This is a genomic window from Halomonas sp. KAO (genome assembly GCF_015595025.1).
Classification (GTDB): Bacteria; Pseudomonadota; Gammaproteobacteria; order Pseudomonadales; family Halomonadaceae; genus Halomonas.
On sequence record NZ_JADNRL010000019.1, the window covers coordinates 553,956 to 576,036 of the forward strand.

Annotated in this window: 17 protein-coding genes; 2 read left to right on the forward strand and 15 right to left on the reverse strand. The window is 66.0% G+C overall.

From position 1 onward, the window contains the following. Nucleotides 1-95 precede the first annotated feature (95 nt). The 6 genes from pstB to IOC61_RS08820 all read right to left on the reverse strand — a co-directional run bounded on the left by pstB (nt 96) and on the right by IOC61_RS08820 (nt 6,615). The gene (pstB, locus tag IOC61_RS08795) at nt 96-938 is read right to left on the reverse strand and encodes a phosphate ABC transporter ATP-binding protein PstB (protein ID WP_195688461.1); all 843 of its coding nucleotides are present in this window, start codon (nt 936-938) and stop codon (nt 96-98) included. Between the two features lie 26 nt (nt 939-964). Then, nucleotides 965-2,131, reverse strand: coding sequence for a phosphate ABC transporter permease PstA (gene pstA, locus IOC61_RS08800; protein WP_195688462.1), 1,167 nt, complete (start codon nt 2,129-2,131; stop codon nt 965-967). A gap of 18 nt (nt 2,132-2,149) precedes the next feature. After that, entirely contained in the window at nt 2,150-3,406 is a 1,257-nt protein-coding gene (gene pstC / locus IOC61_RS08805; RefSeq protein ID WP_195688463.1) for a phosphate ABC transporter permease subunit PstC, read from the reverse strand. A gap of 107 nt (nt 3,407-3,513) precedes the next feature. Beyond that, nucleotides 3,514-4,551 (reverse strand): substrate-binding domain-containing protein, encoded by a 1,038-nt coding sequence (locus tag IOC61_RS08810; protein ID WP_195688464.1) that lies wholly within the window; start codon nt 4,549-4,551, stop codon nt 3,514-3,516. A gap of 134 nt (nt 4,552-4,685) precedes the next feature. Next, nucleotides 4,686-5,423 carry a sulfite exporter TauE/SafE family protein gene (locus IOC61_RS08815; protein WP_195688465.1) on the reverse strand — a complete coding sequence of 246 codons (738 nt, stop codon included), beginning with the start codon at nt 5,421-5,423 and terminating at the stop codon, nt 4,686-4,688. Next, nucleotides 5,416-6,615, reverse strand: coding sequence for a Bcr/CflA family multidrug efflux MFS transporter (locus IOC61_RS08820; RefSeq protein WP_195688466.1), 1,200 nt, complete (start codon nt 6,613-6,615; stop codon nt 5,416-5,418). Before IOC61_RS08820 ends, IOC61_RS08815 begins: the two co-directional genes overlap by 8 nt. A 134-nt stretch (nt 6,616-6,749) precedes the next feature. Here IOC61_RS08820 and tal point away from each other — a divergent pair, with 134 nt between their 5' ends. Beyond that, entirely contained in the window at nt 6,750-7,688 is a 939-nt protein-coding gene (tal, locus tag IOC61_RS08825; protein ID WP_195688467.1) for a transaldolase, read from the forward strand. A 196-nt stretch (nt 7,689-7,884) separates the two neighbouring features. Here the strand turns inward: tal and IOC61_RS08830 are convergent, their stop codons facing one another. The 9 genes from IOC61_RS08830 to IOC61_RS08870 form a co-directional block, all read right to left on the reverse strand. Beyond that, nucleotides 7,885-8,391: an STAS domain-containing protein gene (locus IOC61_RS08830; RefSeq protein WP_195688468.1), complete on the reverse strand. Its 507-nt coding sequence runs from the start codon at nt 8,389-8,391 to the stop codon at nt 7,885-7,887. After that, on the reverse strand, nt 8,378-9,538 hold the full coding sequence (locus IOC61_RS08835) for a PP2C family protein-serine/threonine phosphatase (protein WP_195688469.1): 1,161 nt from the start codon (nt 9,536-9,538) through the stop codon (nt 8,378-8,380). The genes IOC61_RS08830 and IOC61_RS08835 overlap by 14 nt, the downstream gene beginning before the upstream one ends. Nucleotides 9,539-9,547: 9 nt before the next feature. Further along, nucleotides 9,548-10,324 (reverse strand): VacJ family lipoprotein, encoded by a 777-nt coding sequence (locus IOC61_RS08840; protein WP_229333006.1) that lies wholly within the window; start codon nt 10,322-10,324, stop codon nt 9,548-9,550. 24 nt (nt 10,325-10,348) lie between these two features. Continuing rightward, nucleotides 10,349-11,461, reverse strand: a complete 1,113-nt coding sequence (locus IOC61_RS08845) for a beta-ketoacyl-ACP synthase III (RefSeq protein ID WP_195688471.1) — start codon at nt 11,459-11,461, stop codon at nt 10,349-10,351. A 62-nt stretch (nt 11,462-11,523) separates the two neighbouring features. After that, a complete protein-coding gene (gene hrpA / locus IOC61_RS08850; protein ID WP_229333060.1) occupies nt 11,524-15,513 on the reverse strand; it encodes an ATP-dependent RNA helicase HrpA in 3,990 nt (1,329 codons plus the stop codon). Nucleotides 15,514-15,681: 168 nt separating this feature from the next. Continuing rightward, entirely contained in the window at nt 15,682-17,367 is a 1,686-nt protein-coding gene (locus tag IOC61_RS08855; protein ID WP_195688472.1) for an AMP-binding protein, read from the reverse strand. Nucleotides 17,368-17,462: 95 nt separating this feature from the next. Then, nucleotides 17,463-18,299: a class II glutamine amidotransferase gene (locus tag IOC61_RS08860; RefSeq protein WP_195688473.1), complete on the reverse strand. Its 837-nt coding sequence runs from the start codon at nt 18,297-18,299 to the stop codon at nt 17,463-17,465. Further along, a complete protein-coding gene (locus IOC61_RS08865; protein ID WP_195688474.1) occupies nt 18,292-20,118 on the reverse strand; it encodes a VWA domain-containing protein in 1,827 nt (608 codons plus the stop codon). The genes IOC61_RS08860 and IOC61_RS08865 overlap by 8 nt, the downstream gene beginning before the upstream one ends. A gap of 36 nt (nt 20,119-20,154) precedes the next feature. Continuing rightward, nucleotides 20,155-20,598: a hypothetical protein gene (locus tag IOC61_RS08870; RefSeq protein ID WP_195688475.1), complete on the reverse strand. Its 444-nt coding sequence runs from the start codon at nt 20,596-20,598 to the stop codon at nt 20,155-20,157. Nucleotides 20,599-20,643: 45 nt separating this feature from the next. Between IOC61_RS08870 and IOC61_RS08875 the strand changes: the two genes are divergently transcribed. Next, the coding region (locus tag IOC61_RS08875; protein ID WP_195688476.1) for a S9 family peptidase at nt 20,644-22,081 on the forward strand (1,438 nt) is incomplete at its 3' end.

Below are 22,081 nucleotides of genomic sequence, written 5' to 3' on the forward strand. Positions count from 1 at the left end.
GCGATGTCAATCCCATGACACGCACAGGCGACGACGGGGAGGCCAAAGCCTCCCCGTGGTGCTCTCAATCTCCGATATCCAGCCTCTGACGTCCCTCAGCCGTAGCGGCCGGTGATGTAGTCCTCGGCCTTCCTGGTGGCGGGGTTGGCAAACATCGTCCGGGTATCGTTGTACTCGATGATCTCACCGAGGTGGAAGAAGGCCGTGTAGTCCGCCACGCGTGCCGCCTGCTGCATGTTATGGGTCACCGTGATGATGGTGAACTGCTTCTTGAGGCGGTCCATCAGGTCCTCGATGGTGGCGGTGGAGATCGGGTCCAGCGCCGAGGTGGGCTCATCCATCAGGATCACGTCGGGCTGCACGGCGATGGCTCGAGCGATGCACAGGCGCTGCTGCTGGCCGCCGGAGAGCGAGGTGCCGGGCTGATGCAACTTGTCCTTGACCTCCTCCCACAGGCCGGCATCGCGCAGCGCCTTCTCCACCAGTTCATCCTGCTCGGGCTTGCGGCTGACCAGGTCGTGCATGCGCGGGGCATAGGCGATGTTCTCGTAGATCGACTTGGGGAAGGGGTTGGGCTTCTGGAATACCATGCCCACCCGGCGGCGTAGCGCCACCTCGTCCATCTTCACCTGGTTGACGTCACGCCCATCCATCTCCACCAGACCCTCGATGCGCACACCGGGGATCAGGTCGTTCATGCGGTTGAGACAGCGCAGGAAGGTCGACTTGCCACAGCCGGAGGGGCCGATCAATGCGGTGATGTTCTTCTGGAACAGGTCGATATCGAGGCCCTTGAGCGCCTGACTCTCACCGTACCAGAGATTGAGGTCACGCACGCGGATGCTGAGATCATGGCAGGCGTCCTCGTTGCGGGTATGGGGCTGCCCCACCCGGGGTGTGGAACCGGCAAGGTGACGGGGGTTGGCTTGGAAAGTCATATCGGTGGTCTCCATGGCGCGCCGGCTTACCAGCGACGCTCGAATTTCTTGCGCAGGATGACGGCGGTGGCATTCAGGAAGATCAGGATGGCCAGCAGGACCAGGATGCCCCCGGCGGTCTTCTCGACGAAGGCCTTCTCGGGCTCCCCGGCCCAGGTGAACACCTGGGCAGGCAGCACCGTGGCGGCCTCTGTCAAGGAGGCCGAGACATCGGGGATAAAGGCCACCATGCCGACGATGATCAACGGCGCGGTCTCTCCCATGGCCTGGGCCAGACCGATGATGGAGCCGGTCATGATGCCGGGCATGGCCAGCGGCAGCACATGGTCGCGGACCACCTGCCAACGCGAGCAGCCCACGCCGAAGGCCGCGTGACGGATGGCGTCCGGCACGCTGCGCAGCGCCGTGCGGGTGGCAATGATGATTACCGGCAGGGTCATCAGCGCCAGGGTCATGCCGCCCACCAGCGGCGAGGAGCGCGGCACTCCGAAGACGTTGATGAAGATCGCCAGCCCCAGCAGCCCGAACAGGATCGAGGGGATCGCCGCCAGGTTATTGATATTGATCTCGATCAACTGGGTGAAACGGTTGTCCGGGGCGAACTCCTCCAGGTAGACCGCCGTCATCACCCCGATCGGAAAGGCGATGGCCAGGGTCACCAGCAGGGTCATGATGGTGCCGACCGCGGCGGAGAGGATGCCCGAGGCCTCGGGCATCTTGGAGTCGCCGGTGGTGAAGAAGGTGGTATTGAAGCGCAGCTCGACCCGCCCCTCGGCCTTCAGCTCGTCGACCAGGACCCGCTGGGCGTCGTTGAGCTTGTGACGATGCCCCTTGAGGTACTGGTCGACCTCGCTGTCGGCCAGCACCCAGCGCGTCTCCTTGCTGCCCAGCAGCTCGGGATTCTCGCGCATCTGCACGGGGATCATGCGCTCGAAGGTGCGGCTCACCAGGCGTGACAGGTCGCGGTCGAGGGCGGCCCGCCCCATGCGGGCGGCATTCTCGTTGTAGTCGACCTCCACCTGGATCTGCGCCTGCTGAAAGGCCGGCAGCCCCTTGCTCAGCATGTCAGAGAAGAACCACAGGAGGAACAGGCCGGCCAGTCCCAGGGCGCCCATGGAGACCCACTTGAGCCGCGCCGAGCGGCGATGGCGGCGGCGCAGCTGGGCGCTGATCTCGTCGAAGGTTTGACTCATCTCGGCGATTCCTCGGCGTTACAGGTTATTGACGCGATACTTCTCGCGGAAGCGACGGATCATCAGCACCGAGACCAGATTCAGGCTCAGGGTGACTGCGAACAGCACCAGTCCCAGGGCGAAGGCCGAGAGGGTCTCGGCGCTCTCGAACTCCAGGTCACCGGTCAGCGCGGCGACGATGCGTACCGTCACCGTGGTCATGTCCTCGAAGGGGTTGGCGGTAAGGTTGGGGCGCATGCCCGCCGCCATCACCACGATCATGGTCTCGCCCAGCGCCCGGGAGACCGCCAGTAGCGAGGCGGAGATGATCCCGGGCAGCGCCGCGGGGAGGACCACGTCGCGAATGGTCTCGCCCTTGGTCATGCCCAGCGCCAGTGCCCCCTGGCGCATGCTGTCGGGTACCGAATTGATCACGTCGTCGGAGAGCGATGAGATAAAGGGAATGATCATGATGCCCATCACGATCCCCGGCGCCACGGCGTTGTTGAAGGCGGCGTCCAGGCCGAAGGCATTGGCGATGGAGACGATGATCGGCGCCACGGTGATGGCGGCGAAGAAGCCGTAGACCACGGTGGGGATGCCGGCCAGCACCTCCAGGGTCGGCTTGGCCAGGGTGCGCACCCCCCGGGGGGCGAACTCGGCCATGTAGATCGCCGCCAGCAGGCCGACGGGAATGGCGACCAGCATGGCGATGGCGGTGATCATGAAGGTGCCGGCGAATAACGGCAGCGAGCCGAACTGGGCGGCGCTGGCGCCCTCCTCGGCGCGTCCGGCGGCGGCCAGGAAGCTCGCCCCGGGATTCCAGACCGTGCCGGTGATGAACTCCCAGAAGCTGTGCATCTGGAAGAAGCGCAGGGCCTCGAAGACGATGGAGATCAGGATGCCGAAGGTGGTCAGGATGGAGATCAGCGCCGCGGTGAGCAGCGCACCACGAATCACCCGTTCGATCGCCTTGCGGGCATGGAAGTCGGGCCTTACCTGGCGCATCCCCAACCCCAGCCCGATGGCGGCCACCGCCAGGCTGCCGGCCAGCAGGCCGAGTTCGGGAATCTCGACCTCCAGCAACAGCAACAGGAAGGCCCCCACCGCGCTTACCGCGATGGCCGGACCGGCGGTGGCGAGTACCGCAAACCAGGCATACTGGTCAGGCTGTGCATGCATGGTCGTGCCACCGGCGCGCACCCGCGCGGCCTTGGCACGCCCCAGGAAGAAGGCGATCAGACCCAGCAGCAGCAACACGCCGCCGAACAGGGAAAGAAGTTGATCGGTCTGCATAGGGATCTCTCGATGGCTTTCATCGACAGTCGGGCTGTCGGAAGGTGCAGCGGCCGGCAGCCAGGGCTGCCGGCCGGGTCAGGCATCCTTGCCCGAGTACTGCTCCCTTACAGATCGGCGACCTGCAGTGCGGCGCGGTTGGCGACCTTCTCGCGGGTCTGCTCGCGCTCCCCCTCGGGTAGCGGGATCAGCCCCAGGTCACCCAGATACCCCCCCTCACCGATCATCATCTCGGAGACGAACATGTCGACGTACTCATACAGCGGGGGTACGGCGTCGGCGTGCTGGTTCTTGACGTAGAAGAACAGCGAGCGCGCGATGGGATAGTCGCCGGCGCTGATCGCCTCGGGCTCGGCCTCGACACCGTCAATATCCGCGGCGATCAGGGCGTTGGGGTTCTCGACCAGGAAGGAGTAGCCGAAGATGCCGAAGGCGCCGGTGTCCTCGGTGAGGCGCTGCACGATCAGGTTGTCGTTCTCGCCGGCATCGATATAGGCGCCATCGGCGCGGATATCGGTATAGCCCTCGCCGCCATAGCCATCGATCTCTTCGGAGACGGCCTCCATGACCAGCTCCTCGAAGGCATCACGGGTACCGGAGGTGCTCGGCGGACCGTAGATGGAGATCTCGCGCTCCGGCAGGGAGGCGTCGATATCGCTCCACTTCTGGTAGGGGTTGTCGACCAGCTCGCCCTGCTTGTCACCCTGTCCGGGCACCTTGGCGGCGACCGCCAGGAACAGCTGCTCCAGGGTCAGATCGACCCCCTCGTTGGTACTGGACTGGGCAAAGACGATGCCGTCCGAGCCGATCTTGACCTCGGTGACATCGGTCACGCCATTCTCGATGCAGCGCTCGAGCTCGGCGGCCTTGATGCGACGCGAGGCATTGGAGATATCCGGCGTCCCCTCGCCCACCCCATTGCAGAACAGACGAATGCCGCCGCCGGAGCCGGTGGACTCGATGACCGGTGTCGGAAACTCGGTCACCGCACCGAACTCCTCGGTCACGTAGCTGGCGAACGGATAGACGGTGCTGGAGCCGACGATGCGAATCTGGTCACGGGCGTGGGCCACGGTGGCCATGCCCATGACGGCGGCGGCAATCGCCGTGGTCTTGAGTGTGCGGCTGGTGAGGATGCGATTCATGGAGCGATCTCCTGATGGGTACGGTGTGCAACCTTCGCGACACACACCTTGCCCCACACAGATGACAGCTTTATGACATCGCTGGGCCCATCAGAGAATCCACGCACCCCATGGCTCTCGCTGGAAGACTCTCGCTACAGAAGCAGCCCCAGCGCCGCCAGGGTACAGAGCGCCAGCGAGGCGCCCTGCAGCAGGCGACGATCGACGCGGTGGGCGACACGGTTGGCCAACCAGGTGCCGAACAACACCGCCGGGATAAAGCTGAGGGCCATGCCCAGCTGCCAGGCCGAGACCTGCCCGACCAGCGCCAGGGTGGCCAGGGTCATCAACGAGGTCACCACGAAGAAGGCCGAGAGGGTCCCGCGCAGGCGATCGGGTGAAAACCCATGCAGCAGCAACACCATCGGTGGCCCACCGATGGCCGCCACCGTGCCGAAGAGGCCGGATAGCACGCCGGCGCCGAACAGGGTGCCGCGGTTGACCGGCAGGCGCAGGCGGAACAGGGTCACCACGACGGTAAACAGCACGCTGACGGCGATCAGCTTTTCCAATGCTGCCATCGGGGCGGCCAGCAGCAGCCAGGCGCCCAGCCCGTTGCCGGGCAATCGCCCCACCAGGGCCGCGCCGATCTCGCCAAGGCGTACCTCATGGTGGTAGTAGCGCAGGGTCAGCAGCGAGACGGTAAAGCCGAACAGCACCAGCACCACCGGCACCAGGCGTGGTTCCAGCAGCAACAGCAGAGGGGCCCCCACCACCGCCAGACCGAAGCCCGTGGCACGCTGCACGAAGGCCCCGAGCGCCAGCACCAGGGCACAGCCCAGCCAGGTGGCGCCGCTCATCTCGAAACTACCAAGCCACAGCTGCTCAGCCATGAGCCCGCTGCTCCTGCTCTGCCGTGCCTGCCAGCACACGAATACCCAGGTTCGCCAGCAGCGTCGCCCCGAGCATGGTGCCCACCATGGGCCAGGCACTGTCGATCTCGAAGGCTCCGACCAGGACCCCGGCCAGTGCACCGCAGGAGAACTGGATGCTGCCCTGCAGGGCCGCCGCCGTGGCACTCATATGCGGGAAGCGATCGAGCAGCGAGGTAATCGCATTGGGGGCCACCAGACCGATGGTGCCGGCAAACAGCATGATCAACGGCACCATGGTGACCAGCGACTCCAGCCCCGTGGCCACCACCAACGCCAGCCCAAGACCCGCCACCAGTTGAACCCCGAGGCCCAGGCGCAGGTTCTGCAGCGGCGTATACCACCTCAGCAGACGGATATTGAGGCGGTTGGCGGCCACCATGATCACCACATTGACGCCAAATACCAGCGGATAGAGCGAGGGCGTCAGCCCGAAGTGCTCCAGATAGAGAAACGGCGAGGCGGTGACGAAGGCAAACAGGCCGGCGAATGTCATCGACGCGGCGGCGATAAAGCCCATGGCACGGCGGTCGCGCAGCACCGACACGTAGTTGCCCAGCACCTGTCGTGGCGTGGTCGCGAAGCGCCCGGGGGCGCGCGTCTCGGGAAGGCGCGTACCCAGCAGCCACATCAGGAAGCCCGCGTAGACGGCCAGGAACACGAAGATCAACCACCAGTCGCCCAGATAGAGCAAGGCGCTGCCGACCACCGGCGCCGCCAGCGGCGCCATCAGCATGATGATGGCCATGGTCGACATCACCTTGGCCGCTTCGCGACCGTGGAAGCAGTCGCGCACGATGGCCGCCGAGTTGACCACGGTGGCGCCACCGCCCAGGGCCTGGACGAAGCGCCACGCCAGCAGCTCAGGCAGCGAGCCCACGCTGGTGATCACCAGGCTGGCGAGCAGGAACACCACCAGGCCACCGAGCAGCACCGGCTTGCGCCCCACCCGATCGGAGACGGGCCCGAAGATCAGCTGACCCAGGGCAAAGCCGGCCAGAAAGGCCGACAGTGACAGTTCGGTATGATGAATGCTGGCGCCGATATCCTCCGCCAGGGCGGCCATCGCCGGCAGGTAGGCATCGATGGCGAAGGGTGCGAGCGCGGTATTGGCCGCAACCAGCAGTGCCAGGCGGCGGGCGTTGAGCGTCAAGGCGACTCCTCGCGGAAAGCATGAAAGGGTTAAATAGCCTGCAAATAATAACCGATAACGCCGCGGCCTGCCGGATCTGTTCGCTCCCCGGCTAGCTTGCTAGAGTGGGAATCTACTTCAAGGAGGAGCATCCAATGGCCGACGATCTTCTATCACAACTCAAGGACATGACCACGGTAGTCGCCGACACCGGCGACATCGAGGCCATCCGTCGCTTCCAGCCCAGCGATGCCACCACCAACCCCTCGCTGATCCTGCAGGCGGCCCAGCAGGATGCGCGCCGCCAGCGTCTCGGCGAGATCGCTCGTTCGGCCATCGATCTCGATGACGCCCTGGACGCGGTGGCGGTGGAAATCGGCAGCGAGATCAGCGAACTGGTGCCTGGCTATGTGTCCACCGAGGTGAGCGCTCGCCTCTCCTTCGATACCGACGCCACCCTGGCGCGAGCCCACTCGCTGATCGAACGCTACGCGCGTCATGGCGTGGGTCCCGAGCGCATCCTGATCAAGGTCGCCGCCACCTGGGAGGGCATCCGCGCCGCACGCCAGCTGGAGCGAGAGGACATCCATACCAACCTCACGCTGCTGTTCAGCTTCACCCAGGCACAGGCCTGCGCCGACGCGGGCGTCACCCTGATCTCACCCTTCGTGGGGCGCATCCTGGACTGGCACAAGGCACAGCAGCCGGAGGCCGACTTCAGCGGCGACAACGACCCCGGTGTTCGCTCGGTGAAACGCATCTATGAGCACTACAAGGGTCACGGCTATCAGACCATCGTGATGGGCGCCAGCTTCCGCAACAGCGGCGAGATTCTCGCCCTGGCGGGCTGCGACCGCCTGACCATCTCCCCGGCCCTGCTCGCCGAGCTTGCCGAGTCCCGTGGCCATCTCAAGCGACGGCTGACGCCCCAGGGCGCCGAGACCCGCCCCCCGGAACCACTGGACGAGGCCGAGTTTCGCTGGGCATTCAACGAGGATGCCATGGCCACCGAGAAGCTGGCCGAGGGGATTCGCAAGTTCATGGACGACCAGCGCAAGCTCGAAAGCCTGCTGAGTGAGCTAAGAAGGGGCTAGCCTGCAGGCTTCTACTCGTTACGGTGCATGCGGGGCGCTGGGGACAAGCCGAAGAGGAGGTCCTATGCCATGGATGGCATCGGTAGCGCCCAGGGAGGGGTTTACAGCGCCTCCTCGTCGGTCCGGCGCTCCGGGTCTTGCCGCCAGATCAGCCCCGAGTAGAGCTATCTACCATTAGCACTGGTTTCTTCCCTCACTACTGACGGGAGGCGTCTTCCTGAGCCTCGAGCATCTCCACGAGAGGCTGGAACTCCTCGCGGTTGTGCTCGTTCATGCGCATCAGGATGCGATGCGCCTCGAGGATCCGCCGCCGGGTCTCCTCGACATCGGTGGGGATCTCGGGCAGATCGCAGAGCTCACAGACCTCGGTGATGGGCGATTCCACCATGGTGAAGAAACGCGAGAAACCCATCACATCCAGCATGCGCTGAACGTCGGGGTTGTCAACCACGATGGTGGGTCGCTCCGCCAGCCGCCCCTGGACGGCCATGGCCACCTTGGCCAGAAAGCCCAGCGCGGTGGAGTCCACGTTGCTGGCGTCACGCAGGTCGATGATCAGCGACTCGAGACCCGGGGTGCTCGCCAGCTGCTGGGCCTGACGGTCCAGGGTGGCACAGAGTGTCAGCCGTACGTCACCGCACAGCTTGAGGACGAATACGCCGGCATCGAATGCCGCCTTGATGCGCCCTTCATGAATCAGCATGGCCAAATCCGCTCAACATCATGATCGTCAGGTCGTCGGGCAATGTCTCATCGCCCGGCGCGAGGTCAAGGCCAATCTGGCCCTTGAGGTCCGCCAGCGTCGCGCTGGCCTGAACCTGCCGCTCGAGTTCCATCAGCCGCGAGTCGAGGGTATCGCCCGGCAGGCACTCCAGAACGCCATCCGAACAGAGCCACAGGTGAAAGCGTTCCGGCAGCGAACAGCCCAGGGTCGGGTAGTCGGCGCCCGGAAAGAGCCCGACCGGCATGCCCTCGCCCGCCAGGCTGGTCACCTTGCCATCCACCACCAGCAGAGGCATGGGCAGCTGCGCGCCCAGCGAATAGTGCAGATAGCGACGCTCAAGGTCAATGATACCCACAAACAGGGTGGCATGCTTGCCGATGCCGGTCTCCAGCAGTTCCTTGTTGAGGTCCGCCAGCCAGCGTGCCGGCAGCGCCTCGGGGTGCGCACCATCCCACTCGGTCTGCCAACGATTGGCCAGGTACTTGAGCAGCACCGTGACGAAGGCCGATGACGCCCCATGCCCCGAGACATCGGCGAAGTAGAACAGCAGATAGCGCTCGTCGAGAAGGTGGAAGTCGAGGAAATCTCCCGAGAGGTAGAGATAGGGAGCAAACCAGTAGTCACAGGTGACGCCACCCAGGGACTGGGGCCTGGGCGGCAGCAGCTTGCGCTGGATCTGGCCGCCGGCCTGCTGGTCGAGACGCAACATCGCCAGATGGGTCTCGAGGGTCTCGTTGAGCTCCTCCAGGCGCAGCTTGTCGCGGCGGCGTGCCTCCTCGAGGTCATGCAGCCGAATCGCCTTGCGGATCATGCGTCGCAGCAGCTGACCGTGGCGACGCGGCTCCACGATATAGTCCACCAGCCCCGCATCCACCGCCGAGAGCAGGTCCGGGGCATCGCGGCTGTCGCTGACCACCAGGGTCGGCAGGCTCTCGCATAGCGCTGGCCAGTCGGCGGCCGGCACGGCCCGCACATGGGCCACCGCCAGCGCCACCTCGGGCGGCAGTGCCTCACTGTCGGCGACGGCCACCACCGCCAGGCCATCCCGGGCGATGGTCTCGGCCAGCGCATCACGTGCCGGACCCGGCTCATCGATCACGCCGATCAGCTGCTTGGGACGTTCCATGCTCAGGCCTCAGTCGGCAAAGGCGTCGTCGAAATCGCCATCGTCGAAATTGAATTCGTCGCTGGCGAAGGGGTCGTCTCCCAACTCACCATCACTGACCTCGAAGCGACGCTGCTGCAGCCAGGCATCACGCACAAAGCTGTAGCGATCCCCCTGGATCAGCGACTCCTGATCGAGTAGGCCCGCCCGCGTGTCGACGAGACGCAGCGCCGTCAGCCCCAGGCGTGTTTCGTCATCCTCGATATAGGTCGTCGGGTAGGAGTACATGTCCACGGGTCGGCCACCGGCATCACGCACGGTGCTAGGACCGAACAGCGGCAGTACCAGGTAGCGCGACTCCTCCCACCCCCAGACGCCGAGGGTCTGGCCGAAGTCCTCCTCCCTGCCGGTGACCTCCAGGCGGCTGGCGACGTCCCACAGTCCCCCCACGCCCACCGTGGTGTTGATCAGGAAACGCGCCGTGGCAACACTGGCATTGCGAGGCTTGCCCTGCAGCAGGCTGTTGAGCGCGGTACGCGGCTCACCCAGGTTGGAGAAGACATTACCCACGCCGGTCTCCACCGGGTCCGGCGTGACGAAGCGGTAGGCCCGTGCCACCGGCTTGAGCGCATAACGGTCCAGCACATCATTGAAGGCGAACACCTTGCGGTTGAAGCCTTCCCAGGGGTCATCGGGATGACGCTCCTGCTGCGTGCCACCGCTCGCGCATCCGGCCAATAGCCCGGCAACAGCCAGCGCCAGCACTCCACGCCATACCCGTCTTTCGTGCCCCTTGGCATCGCTCATCATCATCTCCCTGAATTTCTGGTATCAGACGCGCCGAACCACCACGCTGCCGGCACTGTAGCCGGCACCGAACGAGCAGATCACGCCATTGTCGCCGGCGGCCAGATCACCCCGGTGCAGATGGAAGGCGATGATCGAGCCTGCCGAGCTCGTGTTGGCATAGCGGTCGAGGATCACCGGCGCCTCATGCTCATCGGGGTCACGCCCCAGCACGCGACGAGCGATCAGATCGTTCATGTGCCGGTTGGCCTGGTGCAGCCACAGGCGGGCCAGGTCATCGCCCCCCAGCCCCAGGCTCTGCAGATGATCACGGATCAGCGTCGCCACCATCGGGCACACCTCCTTGAAGACCCGCCGCCCCTCCTGCACGAAGAGCTTGTCCACGGCCAACGGATCGGCATCGGTCACGCGATTCAGGAAGCCGGCATTGTTGCGGATCGCATTGGAGAAGCGTGTCACCAGACGGGTGCCGAGGATCTCGAAGCGCTCCGTGGCAGTGGCCAGGTCGTCACGCTCCAGCACGATCGCCGTGCAGGCATCACCGAAGATGAAGTGACTGTCGCGATCCCGGAAGTTGAGGTGCGCCGAGCAGATCTCGGGATTGATCACCAGGGCACGACTGGCGCTGCCGGCGCGGATGGCGTTGGCCGCCGTCTCGATGGCGAAGGTGGCCGAGGAGCAGGCAACGTTCATGTCGAAGGCGTAGCCACCGGCCCCCAGCTCGGCCTGCAGCTCCACCGCCAGCGCCGGATAGGGACGCTCCAGGTTGGAGCAGCCGACGATGACCAGATCGATTGCGTCGGCCGAAAGGCCGGCGCGCTCCAGGGCCTCGCGGGCGGCCCTGGCGCCCATCTCGCACTGGATCGAGGGCTCGTCGTTGTCACGCTCACGAAGCCTGGGGCGCATGCGCTCGGGATCGAGGATGCCCGCGGCATCGAGCACATGGCGGCTGTGGATGCCCGACGCCTTGACGATAAACTCACTGCTCGAGTGCGCCAGGCGCTCCTCGTCGCCGGCCCGTTCACGGCGCGTGTTCTCGGCATCCACCCAGGCATTGAACGAGGCCACCAGGGCATCGTTGTCGATGCTGTGCTCCGGCGTATAGAGTCCCGTGCCGGTTATCACCACTTGATTCATGCATTCTCCTTGCGGCGGCCGCGACCGCCAGGGTCGCCGCGACGACCATTGTGACGGGGCGCTCACCCGCGCCCGGTAATCTCTGCCCAGCGCCTCTCGAGCCGCTTCGCGGATACGGGGAAGGCGGTGCCCAGCTGCTGGGCGAAGAGCGAGACGCGCAGCTCCTCGATCCACCAGCGAAATTCATCAAGCTCGGGCGGCACCATGCCGCCGCGGCGCTCGCTCTCGAGCCGCGCGGCCAACCGCGCCTCGAGCTCCTGAACCTGCTGCATATGCATCTGGTCACGATTGCGCTCCCGTGCGGCCTTCTCCAGACGAATCAGCGCCGCCTCCATATAGCGAGGATACGCTTCCAGCCACTCGCCTGCCTCACTGATAAAGCCGGGGTGCACGAGACGACTCATCTGGGCCTTGAGATCAGAGTAGACCAGGGCCAGGGCCAGATTCAGGTTGCCTTTCAGCGCCTTGGTCACGGCCAGATGGCCCTTCAGGGCATCCTCGACGATGGCCAGGCGCCGCCTGGCCTCGGGCAGCAGCGCCTCCCGATATTGTGCCAGGCGCGCCTCGAAGTCGGCGCTGGAGCGCGGCAGCGGCGCCACCGCCAGCGTGCCGGCGAACACCGCACGCACCAGATCATCGGCGAACTGACGACGGCTGCCCACCTTGGCAAACAGCAGCGCACAGGTCTCCACCCCCTTGAGCCGCTCGATCTCGCGCACGACCTGGGGCAGTTCGCGCATGGCCAACGTCACGATGCCATCGCGATGCGCCTGACGCGCCTTGTCGGGATGATCGAAGAGCTCCACCCGGAAGGCATCCCCCCCGGGCACCAGCGCCGGGAAGGCCTCGACACGAATGCCCGCCTGAGTGGTCACCCGAGACTCGGGAAGCCCCTCCGCGGGCAGGCCTTCCAGGTCATCGGCCACACTCGCCTGTCGCGCCAGGGCCCGGGCGCCCTCCCCCGCGGCCGCCTCGAAGCGCCGCTCCAGTTCACGAGCATCACGCCCCTGCCCCAGGGGCTCACCGGCGTGATCCACCACCCGCAGGTTCATCACCAGGTGAGGGTCGAGTTGATCCAGGCGCCAGTCATCGGGTTGCAGCCGCACGCCGGTTCTGCGGCGCAGGAACTCGCCCAGCGCCTCGGTCAGCGGCACATCATCGGGAACCATGGCCTCCAGGGCGGCATCGACCCAGTCGGGGATCGGCACCACCTGGCGTCGCACCGACTTGGGCAGCGACTTCATCAGGGCGATGCACTTCTCGCGCAGCAGGCCCGGCACCAGCCACTCCAGCCGTGCCAGCGGCAGCTGAGGCAGCATCGCCGCCGGCACGGTGAGGGTGACCCCGTCGTCCACCGCTCCCGGTTCGAAGTGGTAGTCGAGAGGGTAGCGCACCCCGTTGAGCGAGAGCGCATCCGGATAGTCGCTGGCGGTGACCTCGCTGGCCTCCCGGGCCAGCAGGGCATCCCGATCGAACTTGAGGATGCCGGGATCGTCGCGCTCGGCCTTGCTGCGCCAGGCCTCGAAGCCCTTGCCGTGATGGATCTCGGCGGGGATGCGCTCATCGTAGAAGGCAAACAGGCTCTCCTCGTCGACCAGGATATCGCGCTTGCGAGCACGATCCTCGAGATCCTCGACCTCCTCGATCAGCGCCCGGTTGTGGGTGAAGAACTCCCCACGGGTCCTGAACTCTCCCTCCACCAAGGCCCGGCGGATGAACAGCTCCCGCGCCTCGGCCGGTGCGATGGGCCCATAGTGCACCCGCCTGCCACTGACGATGGGCAGGCCGAAGAGGGTGACCTGCTCGCTGGCGACGACCTGGGCCCGCTTCATTTCCCAGTGCGGGTCGGCGTAGCTGCGCTTGACCAGATGGCCGGCCACTGGCTCGATCCAGCGTGGGTCGATCTTCGCCACGGTGCGGGCAAAGAGCCGCGTGGTCTCCACCAGTTCGAAGGCCATCAGCCACTTGGGCGACTTCTTGGCCAACCCCGACCCCGGGTGGATCACGAACTTGCGATTGCGCGCCCCCAGGTAGTCGCGATTCTCGGTGAGCAGTCCCAGGTGGGAGAGCAGCCCCGGCAGCAGCGCACGATGCAGCGCCACGCTGCTCTGACGCCGCGCCTCACGGGTGGCCTCCGTGGGCTCACCCTCACCGGCCACGGGAAGAGGCGCCGGTGGCGGCACCTCGATCTGCATGTCGCGCAGCAGCTGGCGCAGCTGTCGGAAGGTATCCTGCCACTCGCGCATACGCAGGTAGTTGATGTAGCGCTCCTTGCACCAGCGCCGGAGACGATTGCCGGAGAGCTCTTCCCGGGCGGCCTCGAAACCGTGCCAGAGGTTGAGCAGCGCCATGAAGTCGGACTCGGGATCCTGCCAGCGACGGTGAGCCTGGTCCGCGGCCTGGCGCTTGTCCGCCGGGCGGTCACGGGGGTCCTGCACCGCCAGGCCCGCCACCACGATCAGCACATCACGCAGCCCGCCCTGCTCGGCACCGGCCAGCACCATGCGCGCCAGGCGCGGGTCGATGGGCAGTCGGGCCAGCTTGCGTCCGATGGGGGTCAGGCGGCTTGCCTGGTCGACCGCGCCCAGCTCGAACAGCAGCTTGAAACCATCGGTGATGAAGCGCGCATCCGGCGGGTCGACGAAGGGAAACGCCTCGATGCTGCCAAGCTTGAGCGACAGCATCGAGAGGATCACCGAGGCCAGATTGGTACGCCGGATCTCGGGATCGGTGAAGGCGGGGCGGGCGAGGAAGTCCTCCTCGTCATAGAGGCGAATGCATACACCCTCGGCAATACGCCCGCAGCGCCCCTTGCGCTGATTGGCGCTGGCCTGACTGACCGGCTCTACCGGCAGACGCTGGATCTTGGAGCGGTAGCTGTAGCGACTGATGCGCACCAGGCCGGGATCGATCACATAACGGATGCCCGGCACGGTAAGCGAGGTCTCGGCGACGTTGGTGGAGAGCACGATACGCCGACCGGCATGGGGGGCGAAGACCCGATTCTGTTCGGCATTGGAGAGCCGCGCATAGAGCGGCAGGACCTCGGTGCCACGCAGATCGGCACGCCGCAGGGTGTCGGCGGTTTCGCGGATTTCGCGCTCACCGGGCAGAAACACCAGCACATCGCGGGGGCCATGACGCCACCCCTTCTCGCGCTCGATCCGCTCGATCTCCTCCACGGCGTGGAGGATCCCCTCCTGCAGGGTGCGGTCCTCTTCGTCATCGGCCTCGCGCACCAGCGGTCGGTAGCGCACCTCGACCGGGTAGGTGCGTCCCGAGACCTCCACCACCGGCGCGTGTGTCGCCTCCCCCTCGGCGCCTGGCAGGGCGAAGTGCGCGGCGAAGCGCTCCACATCGATGGTCGCCGAGGTGATGATCACCTTGAGGTCGGGACGCCGCGGCAGCAGCCGGCGCAGATAGCCGAGCAGGAAGTCGATATTGAGGCTGCGTTCGTGGGCCTCGTCGATGATGATCGCCTCGTAACGGCGCAGGTCCGGGTCGTGTCGTGTCTCGGCCAGCAGGATGCCGTCGGTCATCAGCTTGACCAGGGTGTCATCGCCGCTCTGATCGGTGAAGCGCACCTGGTAGCCCACCTGCTCGCCCAGCGGTGTCTCGAGTTCCTCGGCCAGTCGCGTGGCGACCGAACGGGCGGCCAGCCGGCGTGGCTGGGTATGGCCGATCAGCCCGCGCCGCCCCAGCCCAAGCTCCAGGCAGAGCTTGGGCAGCTGGGTGGTCTTGCCGGAGCCGGTCTCGCCGGCCACCACTACCACCTGATGGTCGCGAAGGGCCGCCAGGATATCCTCGCGACGCTCTACCACCGGCAGCTCAGGCGGGTAGTTGAGCGTTACCGGCCGGGCCGTACGGCGCTCCACCAGGCCGCGAGAACGCGCCATGGCTTTTTCCACCTCGGCCAGGCCGCGATCCACCGGCTTGCCCTCCTTGAGGCGACGCGACAGCCCCTTGAGGCGCTTTTCCAGGCTCGGGTGGTCGCGCAACAGCACGCTATCCAGCCCGAGACGCAACTGGCGCAGTCGCTCGGCATCGGACAGGCTTTGTGAGGTGATGGCAGGGGTCTCGTCGGGCACGGCGACTCCGGTAAGGACTGACAACTAGGGGCTGGTACTTAGGGATGACAACAAAGCCCGCGCCGGAGACTCCGACGCGGGCGCCCTATTGTAACGCCGCGGCCACAGCGGCGGCCAATCGAGGGCGGGGGCTCAGTCGCCCTTGCCGGCCTTCTCCCGCTCCTCATCCCTGAGTTGGCGACGCAGCACCTTGCCCACATTCGTCTTGGGCAGCTCGTCGCGCACCTCGACGACCCGCGGCACCTTGTAGCCGGTGAGCTGCTTCTTGCACCAGGCGCGCAACGCCTCGGGGTCGATCTCGGCGCTGCCGCGGGGCACCACGAACAACTTGATCGTCTCGCCGCTGGCAGCATCGGGCACCCCCACCGCCGCTGCCTCCAGCACGTCGGGATGCTGCGCCACCACGTCCTCGATCTCGTTGGGATAGACGTTGAAGCCCGAGACCAGAATCATGTCCTTCTTGCGGTCGACGATGCGGATATAGCCGTCTTCCTGCAGCACGGCGATATCTCCGGTGTGGAACCACCCCCCCGCATCGATCACCTGAGCGGTCTCGTCATCACGGTTCCAGTACCCCTTCATGACCTGGGGCCCCTGGACGCAGAGCTCGCCCGGCTCCCCGAACGCCAGGTCGTTGCCATCGGCATCCACGACCTTGACCCGGGTTCCCGCCACCGGCTTGCCGATGGTCCCCAGCTGTATCGCGTCGACGGGGTTGAAGCTGACCACCGGAGAGGTCTCGGTAAGCCCGTAGCCCTCGGCAATCTCGCAGCCGGTGACCTCCTTCCAGCGTTCGGCCACCGACCTGGTCAGCGCCATGCCCCCGGAGATGGTCAGGTGCAGGCGAGAGAAGTCCAGGGAACGGAAATCCTCGCGGTTGCACAGGGCATTGAACAGGGTGTTGAGACCGATAAAGGCGGTGAAGGGCACCTTGCGCAGCTCCTTCACGAACCCCGGCAGATCCCGCGGGTTGGTGATCAACAGTGAGTGGTTGCCGGTCTCCATCAGAAACAGGCAGTTCACCGTAAAGGTATAGATGTGGTAGACCGGCAGCGGCGCGATCACCACCTCCTTGCCGTGTTCGAGACCCGGGCCGATGGCCTGACCGGCCTGAACCATGTTGGCCACCAGGTTACGATGGGTCAGCATGGTGCCCTTGGCCAGGCCCGTGGTCCCTCCGGTGTACTGCAGTGCGGCCACATCATCGAGCTCCCGCTCCACTTCGCGATGCTGGCGAGCGCTTCCTGCCTTGAGGGCCTGGCGCATTGGCGTGTGGCCGGGAAGTCGATAGGCCGGCACCAGCTTCTTGAGGTGCTTGACCGCCAGGTTGATCAGCGGCCGCTTGGGAAAGCCATGCAGATCCGCAAGCTCGGTCACCACCACGTGCTGGATATCGGTACGATCGAGGATCTTCTCGAGCTTGCCTGCCATGTTGGCGAGTATCACGATCGCCTTGGCGCCCGAATCCTTGAACTGGTGGGCCATCTCACGCTCGGTGTAGAGCGGATTGGTATTGACCACTACCAGGCCGGCGCGCATGGCACCGAATACCGCCACCGGAAACTGCAGCAGATTGGGCAGCTGGATGGCGATGCGATCGCCTGGCTGCAGGGTGGTCTCATGCTGTAGCCAGGCTGCGAAGTCACCCGAGAGACGCTCCAGGTCGGCGAAGCTCAGTGTCTGCCCCATGCAACTGAAGGCAGGCTTGTCGGCATACTTGCCCACCGCCGTGTGAAAGATATCGGTAACCGATCGATACGCCTCCATGCCTTTAAGCTCGGGGCCTTCGAGAATGGGGGCGTGGGCATGTTCACTCATCACGTGTCTCCGCAGTATCGACGATATGACATCGACGCTTCTTGTTGTCTCGAGGCTACCTTACTACCGTGCCTGTCGCGCTGCAAAACGATTGATTAAAACTCTTGTTTAAATTCTTGACCTGGCGCGTTGCATGCCTCCTCGCGATGGCCAAGGCGAGCCTGGATCTGACCATCTCGCCATACCAGCAGCTCGCCGGGCGCCATCCGCTCCCAGGCCTCGTTATCGGTCAGCGGCTCGGTGGCGATCACCGAGACAATATCGCGGCTGGTGGTATGTTCGGCGAAATTTACCGTCAGCTCGGCATCCGACAAGCTCGCACTGCCAAAGGGGGCACGCCGGGTGATATGGGCCAGCTTGGTGGAGCAGTAGGTGTAGAGATAGTCACCATCGGCCAGCAGCAGATTGAATACCCCCAACCCCCGGAGCCGTTCGCATAGCTCATGGAGCAAGCGCCACAAGGCCTGGCGTTGCTCTGCGTTCTCGGGGCGCTTAGGGAAGCCGCGGCGCAGCTCGCCCAGCAACCAACAGAAGGCGTGCTCGCTGTCGGTCCCCCCTACCGGGCGATAGAAGGAGTGAGGCAGCGACTGCCACCCATCGAGCTGACCGTTATGGGCATAGCACCACGGCTGTCCCCACATCTCGCGAACAAACGGGTGGGTATTGGCGAGCCGCACCTGCCCCACATTGGCCTGGCGAATATGGCTGATCACGATATGGGACTTGATCGGATAGTCACAGATCAGGCGCGCGATGGGCGAGCGCACCGAGGGGTGCGGGTCGCGAAAGTCGCGGTAGCCGCCCTCCTCGTAGAAGGCGATTCCCCAGCCGTCGCGATGCGGCCCGGTACCCCCGCCCCGGTGCAGGAAACCGGTAAAGCTGAAGCAGATGTCGGTCGGCACATTGGCACTCATGCCCAACAATTCACACATGGGGATCCTCCCGATGGGCAGGACGCCGCCGCTGGCGACGACCGCGTAACACGAACAGCAGCATCACTATCAGAACAGTGCCGCCGACCAGCGCCCAGACCAGCGGCCTGGCGGCCAGCACCGCTAGCCGCGGCTGCCAGCTGGTGCGCCACTGATCAACCCCGGACGCGACCCCTTCATTGATAGCCACAATGAACCGTTCGACGACACCACCAGCCTCGTCTCTCCCATGACCGGCGGCCAGGTCCTGGTGGAAGCGCTCGGCCGAGAGCTCGCCACGCCCGCTGGCCAGGTCGAGGCCGGTGGCAGAGTCGGCAAACAGCATCAGTGGTGGCAGACGCAGCCGATGAGTCTGCTGCTCCAGGCGCACATCGGCGCCCAGCTTCAGGGGGCGACTGACGCTGTCATCCAGTTCGGGCAGGGCGATCACCCAACGCCGCTCGCCCTGGGGCTCGGCCTCGAGGCGCTCCCCGGCCAGCTCCGCCCAGGGGCGCGTGTTGTGATGAGCCAGCTCGGGATGGCGAGCGCTCAGCACCACGCGCCGCGACTCGGGCTGATGGATGGCCTCGAGAGGGGCCAGCAGGTTGATCGCCTGGCTGCGTTGGCGGACCATCCCCTCGGCCTCGGCCGTGATCACCAGGCGCGCGCTACCCGCCCGGACGGGCGCTGGCAGCTCGCCACGAAAGCGTTCGCCGTCGCGGGCGAGTCGTGTCGTGCCCCGCACCTCACCATCGGCGGCGGCGAGGTCGGCACGCAACGAGAGCCCCTCGAGCTCGTCTGTGTAGGGTACGCCATTCCGCTCGAGCCAGGCCTCTATCGGCAACGGGAAGCCCAGGAAGGCCGTGGCCGGCAGCACTCCGGTACGCAGGGCCAGCGCCGACGTGACGCCGATGCGACTCTGCTCGACAACCTCGCCCTCGACACGCCACTCGCCGGACATAGGATCGGGCACCCTCAGCAGATCGAAGCGCGGCTCCACCTTCCAGCGCCACCCTGCGGGCGGTGTGGTGGCGCGATACTCGCGGCCCTGCGGTCCCACCAGCACCAGCGGCTCGGCATCGGGGGCGTGGAAGAGCAGCGCCGAGAAGGCCTCGACACCCGGCTCTATATGAAAGCGCCCGTCCTCCAGAGGAATACGGTCGGTGGGAAAGATGCGCTCGACGATATCCAGAAAGGCGACGAGCAGACTCTCGGGAGACGCGACCGGGGCGGGCAGACCACCGGTGGTACGGGAAAGCGACTCTACCAGGGCCATATCGGCCTGATCGGAGAAGGCGATGGCGTGCACGACCACCCCGGAATCGGCAAGCTCCACCGCCAGTTCGTCGAGCAACTCCCGACGCGAGGCCACATCCACCTCGGGCTTGGAGCCTCGCGCTGGGGGCAGGTCGATCACCCCATCGGTCAGCAGGACCAGGTGGCGCCAGCCCTCGGCAGCAGGCGCCGCGGCGCGGCGCACCGCGGCTTCGATATCGGTATAGGGCTGCACGCCTGCCAGCGCGGGTCCCAGCGCCTGAGCCCGTCGCCGCCAGTCGGCATTCACCTCACCCGACGGCAGTGGGTTGGCCACCGTCTCGCCGAAGGTCCAGACACCGGCGGAGGTGCCCTCGGGCAGCAGCGATACCAGCAGCTCGAGGGCGCTGGCCCGGAGACGATCCGGATCGTTGGCGCGCATGCTGCCCGATACGTCGATGATCACTCGTACCTCGGGGCGGTCCCCGACCGGCTGTGCCAGCACGGCGGGAGCCAGTGCACACAGGAAGGTGAGCACCAGCCTGGTGCCCATGCGCCCTGCCCTGCCCCGGACTCTGCTGGCCATCCCGGCCTCCTTATTCGATCACCCCTGGTTCGACGATCACCCCTGGCCGATCACCGGCTCCCGCCGTACGGCACCACGCGGACCATCAGCCGCCTTATTCTCACTCTCATGCTCTTCCCGGGTAACCGGCTTGCTGGGGCGCCTGCCTCGCCACCACAGCAACAGTCCGAAGAGCATCCCCAGCCCGGCACCCAGGAGCGTCAGGATAAGGGCCGGCATCAGCGCCTCGCTGTTGCGTTCGAGAAAGGCCACCGTCGCCACGACCACCGCCGGGGCGAAACCAGTGTAGACATCTCCCTCCTCAAGCAGCGGGAGCTGAAAACGCGCTGGCATCCACATCACACCGGCCACCAGCCAGGTGATCGGCAGCCTCAGCAGTCTTGGCAGGAAAGCCAGCCCCAGGTAGCCGGTGAGCAGTATCACCAGCGACAAGACGCCGTAGCTCAGCCATAGTAGGCTCATCGATTCGGTAATAGGCATTGCCACCTCACTTTTCACTTATCCGAGTATGGTACATCCCGCGCCATGAAAGCACAGCCGCCAAAGCGCCTTGAGCACTCCACTACCTCACCGGCCTCCCGCTTCCGCCGACCAGAAGACCCCGAGTGGCACTGGCTGGAGCAGCGCGAGGACTCGGGAGTCACCGACTTCCTTGAGGCCGCCAATGCCGAGTGCGATGCCTGGTTCAGTCCCCTGGAGTCGCTGGTGGAACGGCTCTACCACGGCCACCTCGCGCGTCGCGAGCTTGCCGTGCATGGCCTGCGCACCCCACTGGACCACTACACCTACTGGAGCGAGACCGCGGCCGACGCCGACTACCCGGTGTGGTGGCGCCACCCCAACGGCGAGCCCTACCGCGCCGCGCCCTTCCTCGATCTGGAGGCGCGTGCCGCAGCCCACGACTTCCTCGAGCTCGGCGACATGGCCCTGTCCCCGGACGAGCGCTGGCTGGCGTGGACCGAAGACACCACCGGCGACGAGAGGTTCGACCTCTTCCTGGTCCGGCTGCCCGATGGAGCCCCCGTACGCCTGCTGGAGGATATCGGCGCCGAGCTGAGCTGGGCCGAGGACAACGTCACCCTGCTGTTCACCCGCCATGACGCGACCCAGCGTCCCGAGAGCATATGGCGCCTGGGGTTGGACGAGGGGGTGGCGGACGAGCCGGTTCTGGTACTGCGCGAGGAGGACCCCGAGTTCTGGCTGGGACTGGGCAAGACACGCTCCCGGGAGTGGCTGGTGCTGGAGAGCGCCTCCAAGGATACCAGCGAGTGCCACCTGATACCGGCCCGGGCGCCGGCCACACCGCCGCGCTGCTTCCGCCCCCGCGAGAGCGGCGTGGAACTCGCGCTGGACCACCGCCCCGGCCACTTCTACCTGCTGCACAACCGCGGCGCCCCCCATTTTCGGCTCGACAGAGTGCCCGAGACATCTCTCGAGGTGGCCGCCGATACCGGATGCTGGCAGCCTCTGATTCCCCATCGCGACCATCACACCCTGGAGGGAATCGATGCCTTTAGCTGGGGTATGGTGATCACCGAGCGCGACCATGACCAGGCCCAGGTACACCTGCGGGTCATGGAGCTCGACTCCGAACATCTCGCTACCCGAGACGAGCGCCTGCCGCTGCCGGAGACGCCCTGCAGCCTGGCACTCGGCGATGCTCCCCACTTCGATAGTCGTCGCCTGCGCCTGTGCGAGGAGTCCTTCATATTGCCGGCGAGCTGGGTGGAGCTCGACCTCGACAGCGGCGAGCGTCGCCTGCTCAAGCAGCAGCCCGTTCACGGCGACCTCAAGCCCGAGCAGCTCGCCTGTGAACGGCTGTGGGCCATCTCCCACGACGGGGAGCGCATCCCCGTCTCGGTGGTAATGCGAGCCGACCGGGTCGGCCACCCTCTTCCGACCCTGCTCTACGGTTACGGCGCCTACGGGGAGGTGCTCGACCCCTGGTTCTCGGTGGCTCGCC

Bases quoted from the DNA above. Each gene is read 5' to 3' on its own strand.
- pstB (WP_195688461.1), bottom strand. From the start codon at position 938: ATGACTTTCCAAGCCAACCCCCGTCACCTTGCCGGTTCCACACCCCGG.
- pstA (WP_195688462.1), bottom strand. From the start codon at position 2,131: ATGAGTCAAACCTTCGACGAGATCAGCGCCCAGCTGCGCCGCCGCCAT.
- pstC (WP_195688463.1), bottom strand. From the start codon at position 3,406: ATGCAGACCGATCAACTTCTTTCCCTGTTCGGCGGCGTGTTGCTGCTG.
- IOC61_RS08810 (WP_195688464.1), bottom strand. From the start codon at position 4,551: ATGAATCGCATCCTCACCAGCCGCACACTCAAGACCACGGCGATTGCC.
- IOC61_RS08815 (WP_195688465.1), bottom strand. From the start codon at position 5,423: ATGGCTGAGCAGCTGTGGCTTGGTAGTTTCGAGATGAGCGGCGCCACC.
- tal (WP_195688467.1), top strand. From the start codon at position 6,750: ATGGCCGACGATCTTCTATCACAACTCAAGGACATGACCACGGTAGTC.
- IOC61_RS08830 (WP_195688468.1), bottom strand. From the start codon at position 8,391: ATGCTGATTCATGAAGGGCGCATCAAGGCGGCATTCGATGCCGGCGTA.
- IOC61_RS08835 (WP_195688469.1), bottom strand. From the start codon at position 9,538: ATGGAACGTCCCAAGCAGCTGATCGGCGTGATCGATGAGCCGGGTCCG.
- IOC61_RS08840 (WP_229333006.1), bottom strand. From the start codon at position 10,324: ATGAGCGATGCCAAGGGGCACGAAAGACGGGTATGGCGTGGAGTGCTG.
- IOC61_RS08845 (WP_195688471.1), bottom strand. From the start codon at position 11,461: ATGAATCAAGTGGTGATAACCGGCACGGGACTCTATACGCCGGAGCAC.
- IOC61_RS08855 (WP_195688472.1), bottom strand. From the start codon at position 17,367: ATGAGTGAACATGCCCACGCCCCCATTCTCGAAGGCCCCGAGCTTAAA.
- IOC61_RS08860 (WP_195688473.1), bottom strand. From the start codon at position 18,299: ATGTGTGAATTGTTGGGCATGAGTGCCAATGTGCCGACCGACATCTGC.
- IOC61_RS08865 (WP_195688474.1), bottom strand. From the start codon at position 20,118: ATGGCCAGCAGAGTCCGGGGCAGGGCAGGGCGCATGGGCACCAGGCTG.
- IOC61_RS08870 (WP_195688475.1), bottom strand. From the start codon at position 20,598: ATGCCTATTACCGAATCGATGAGCCTACTATGGCTGAGCTACGGCGTC.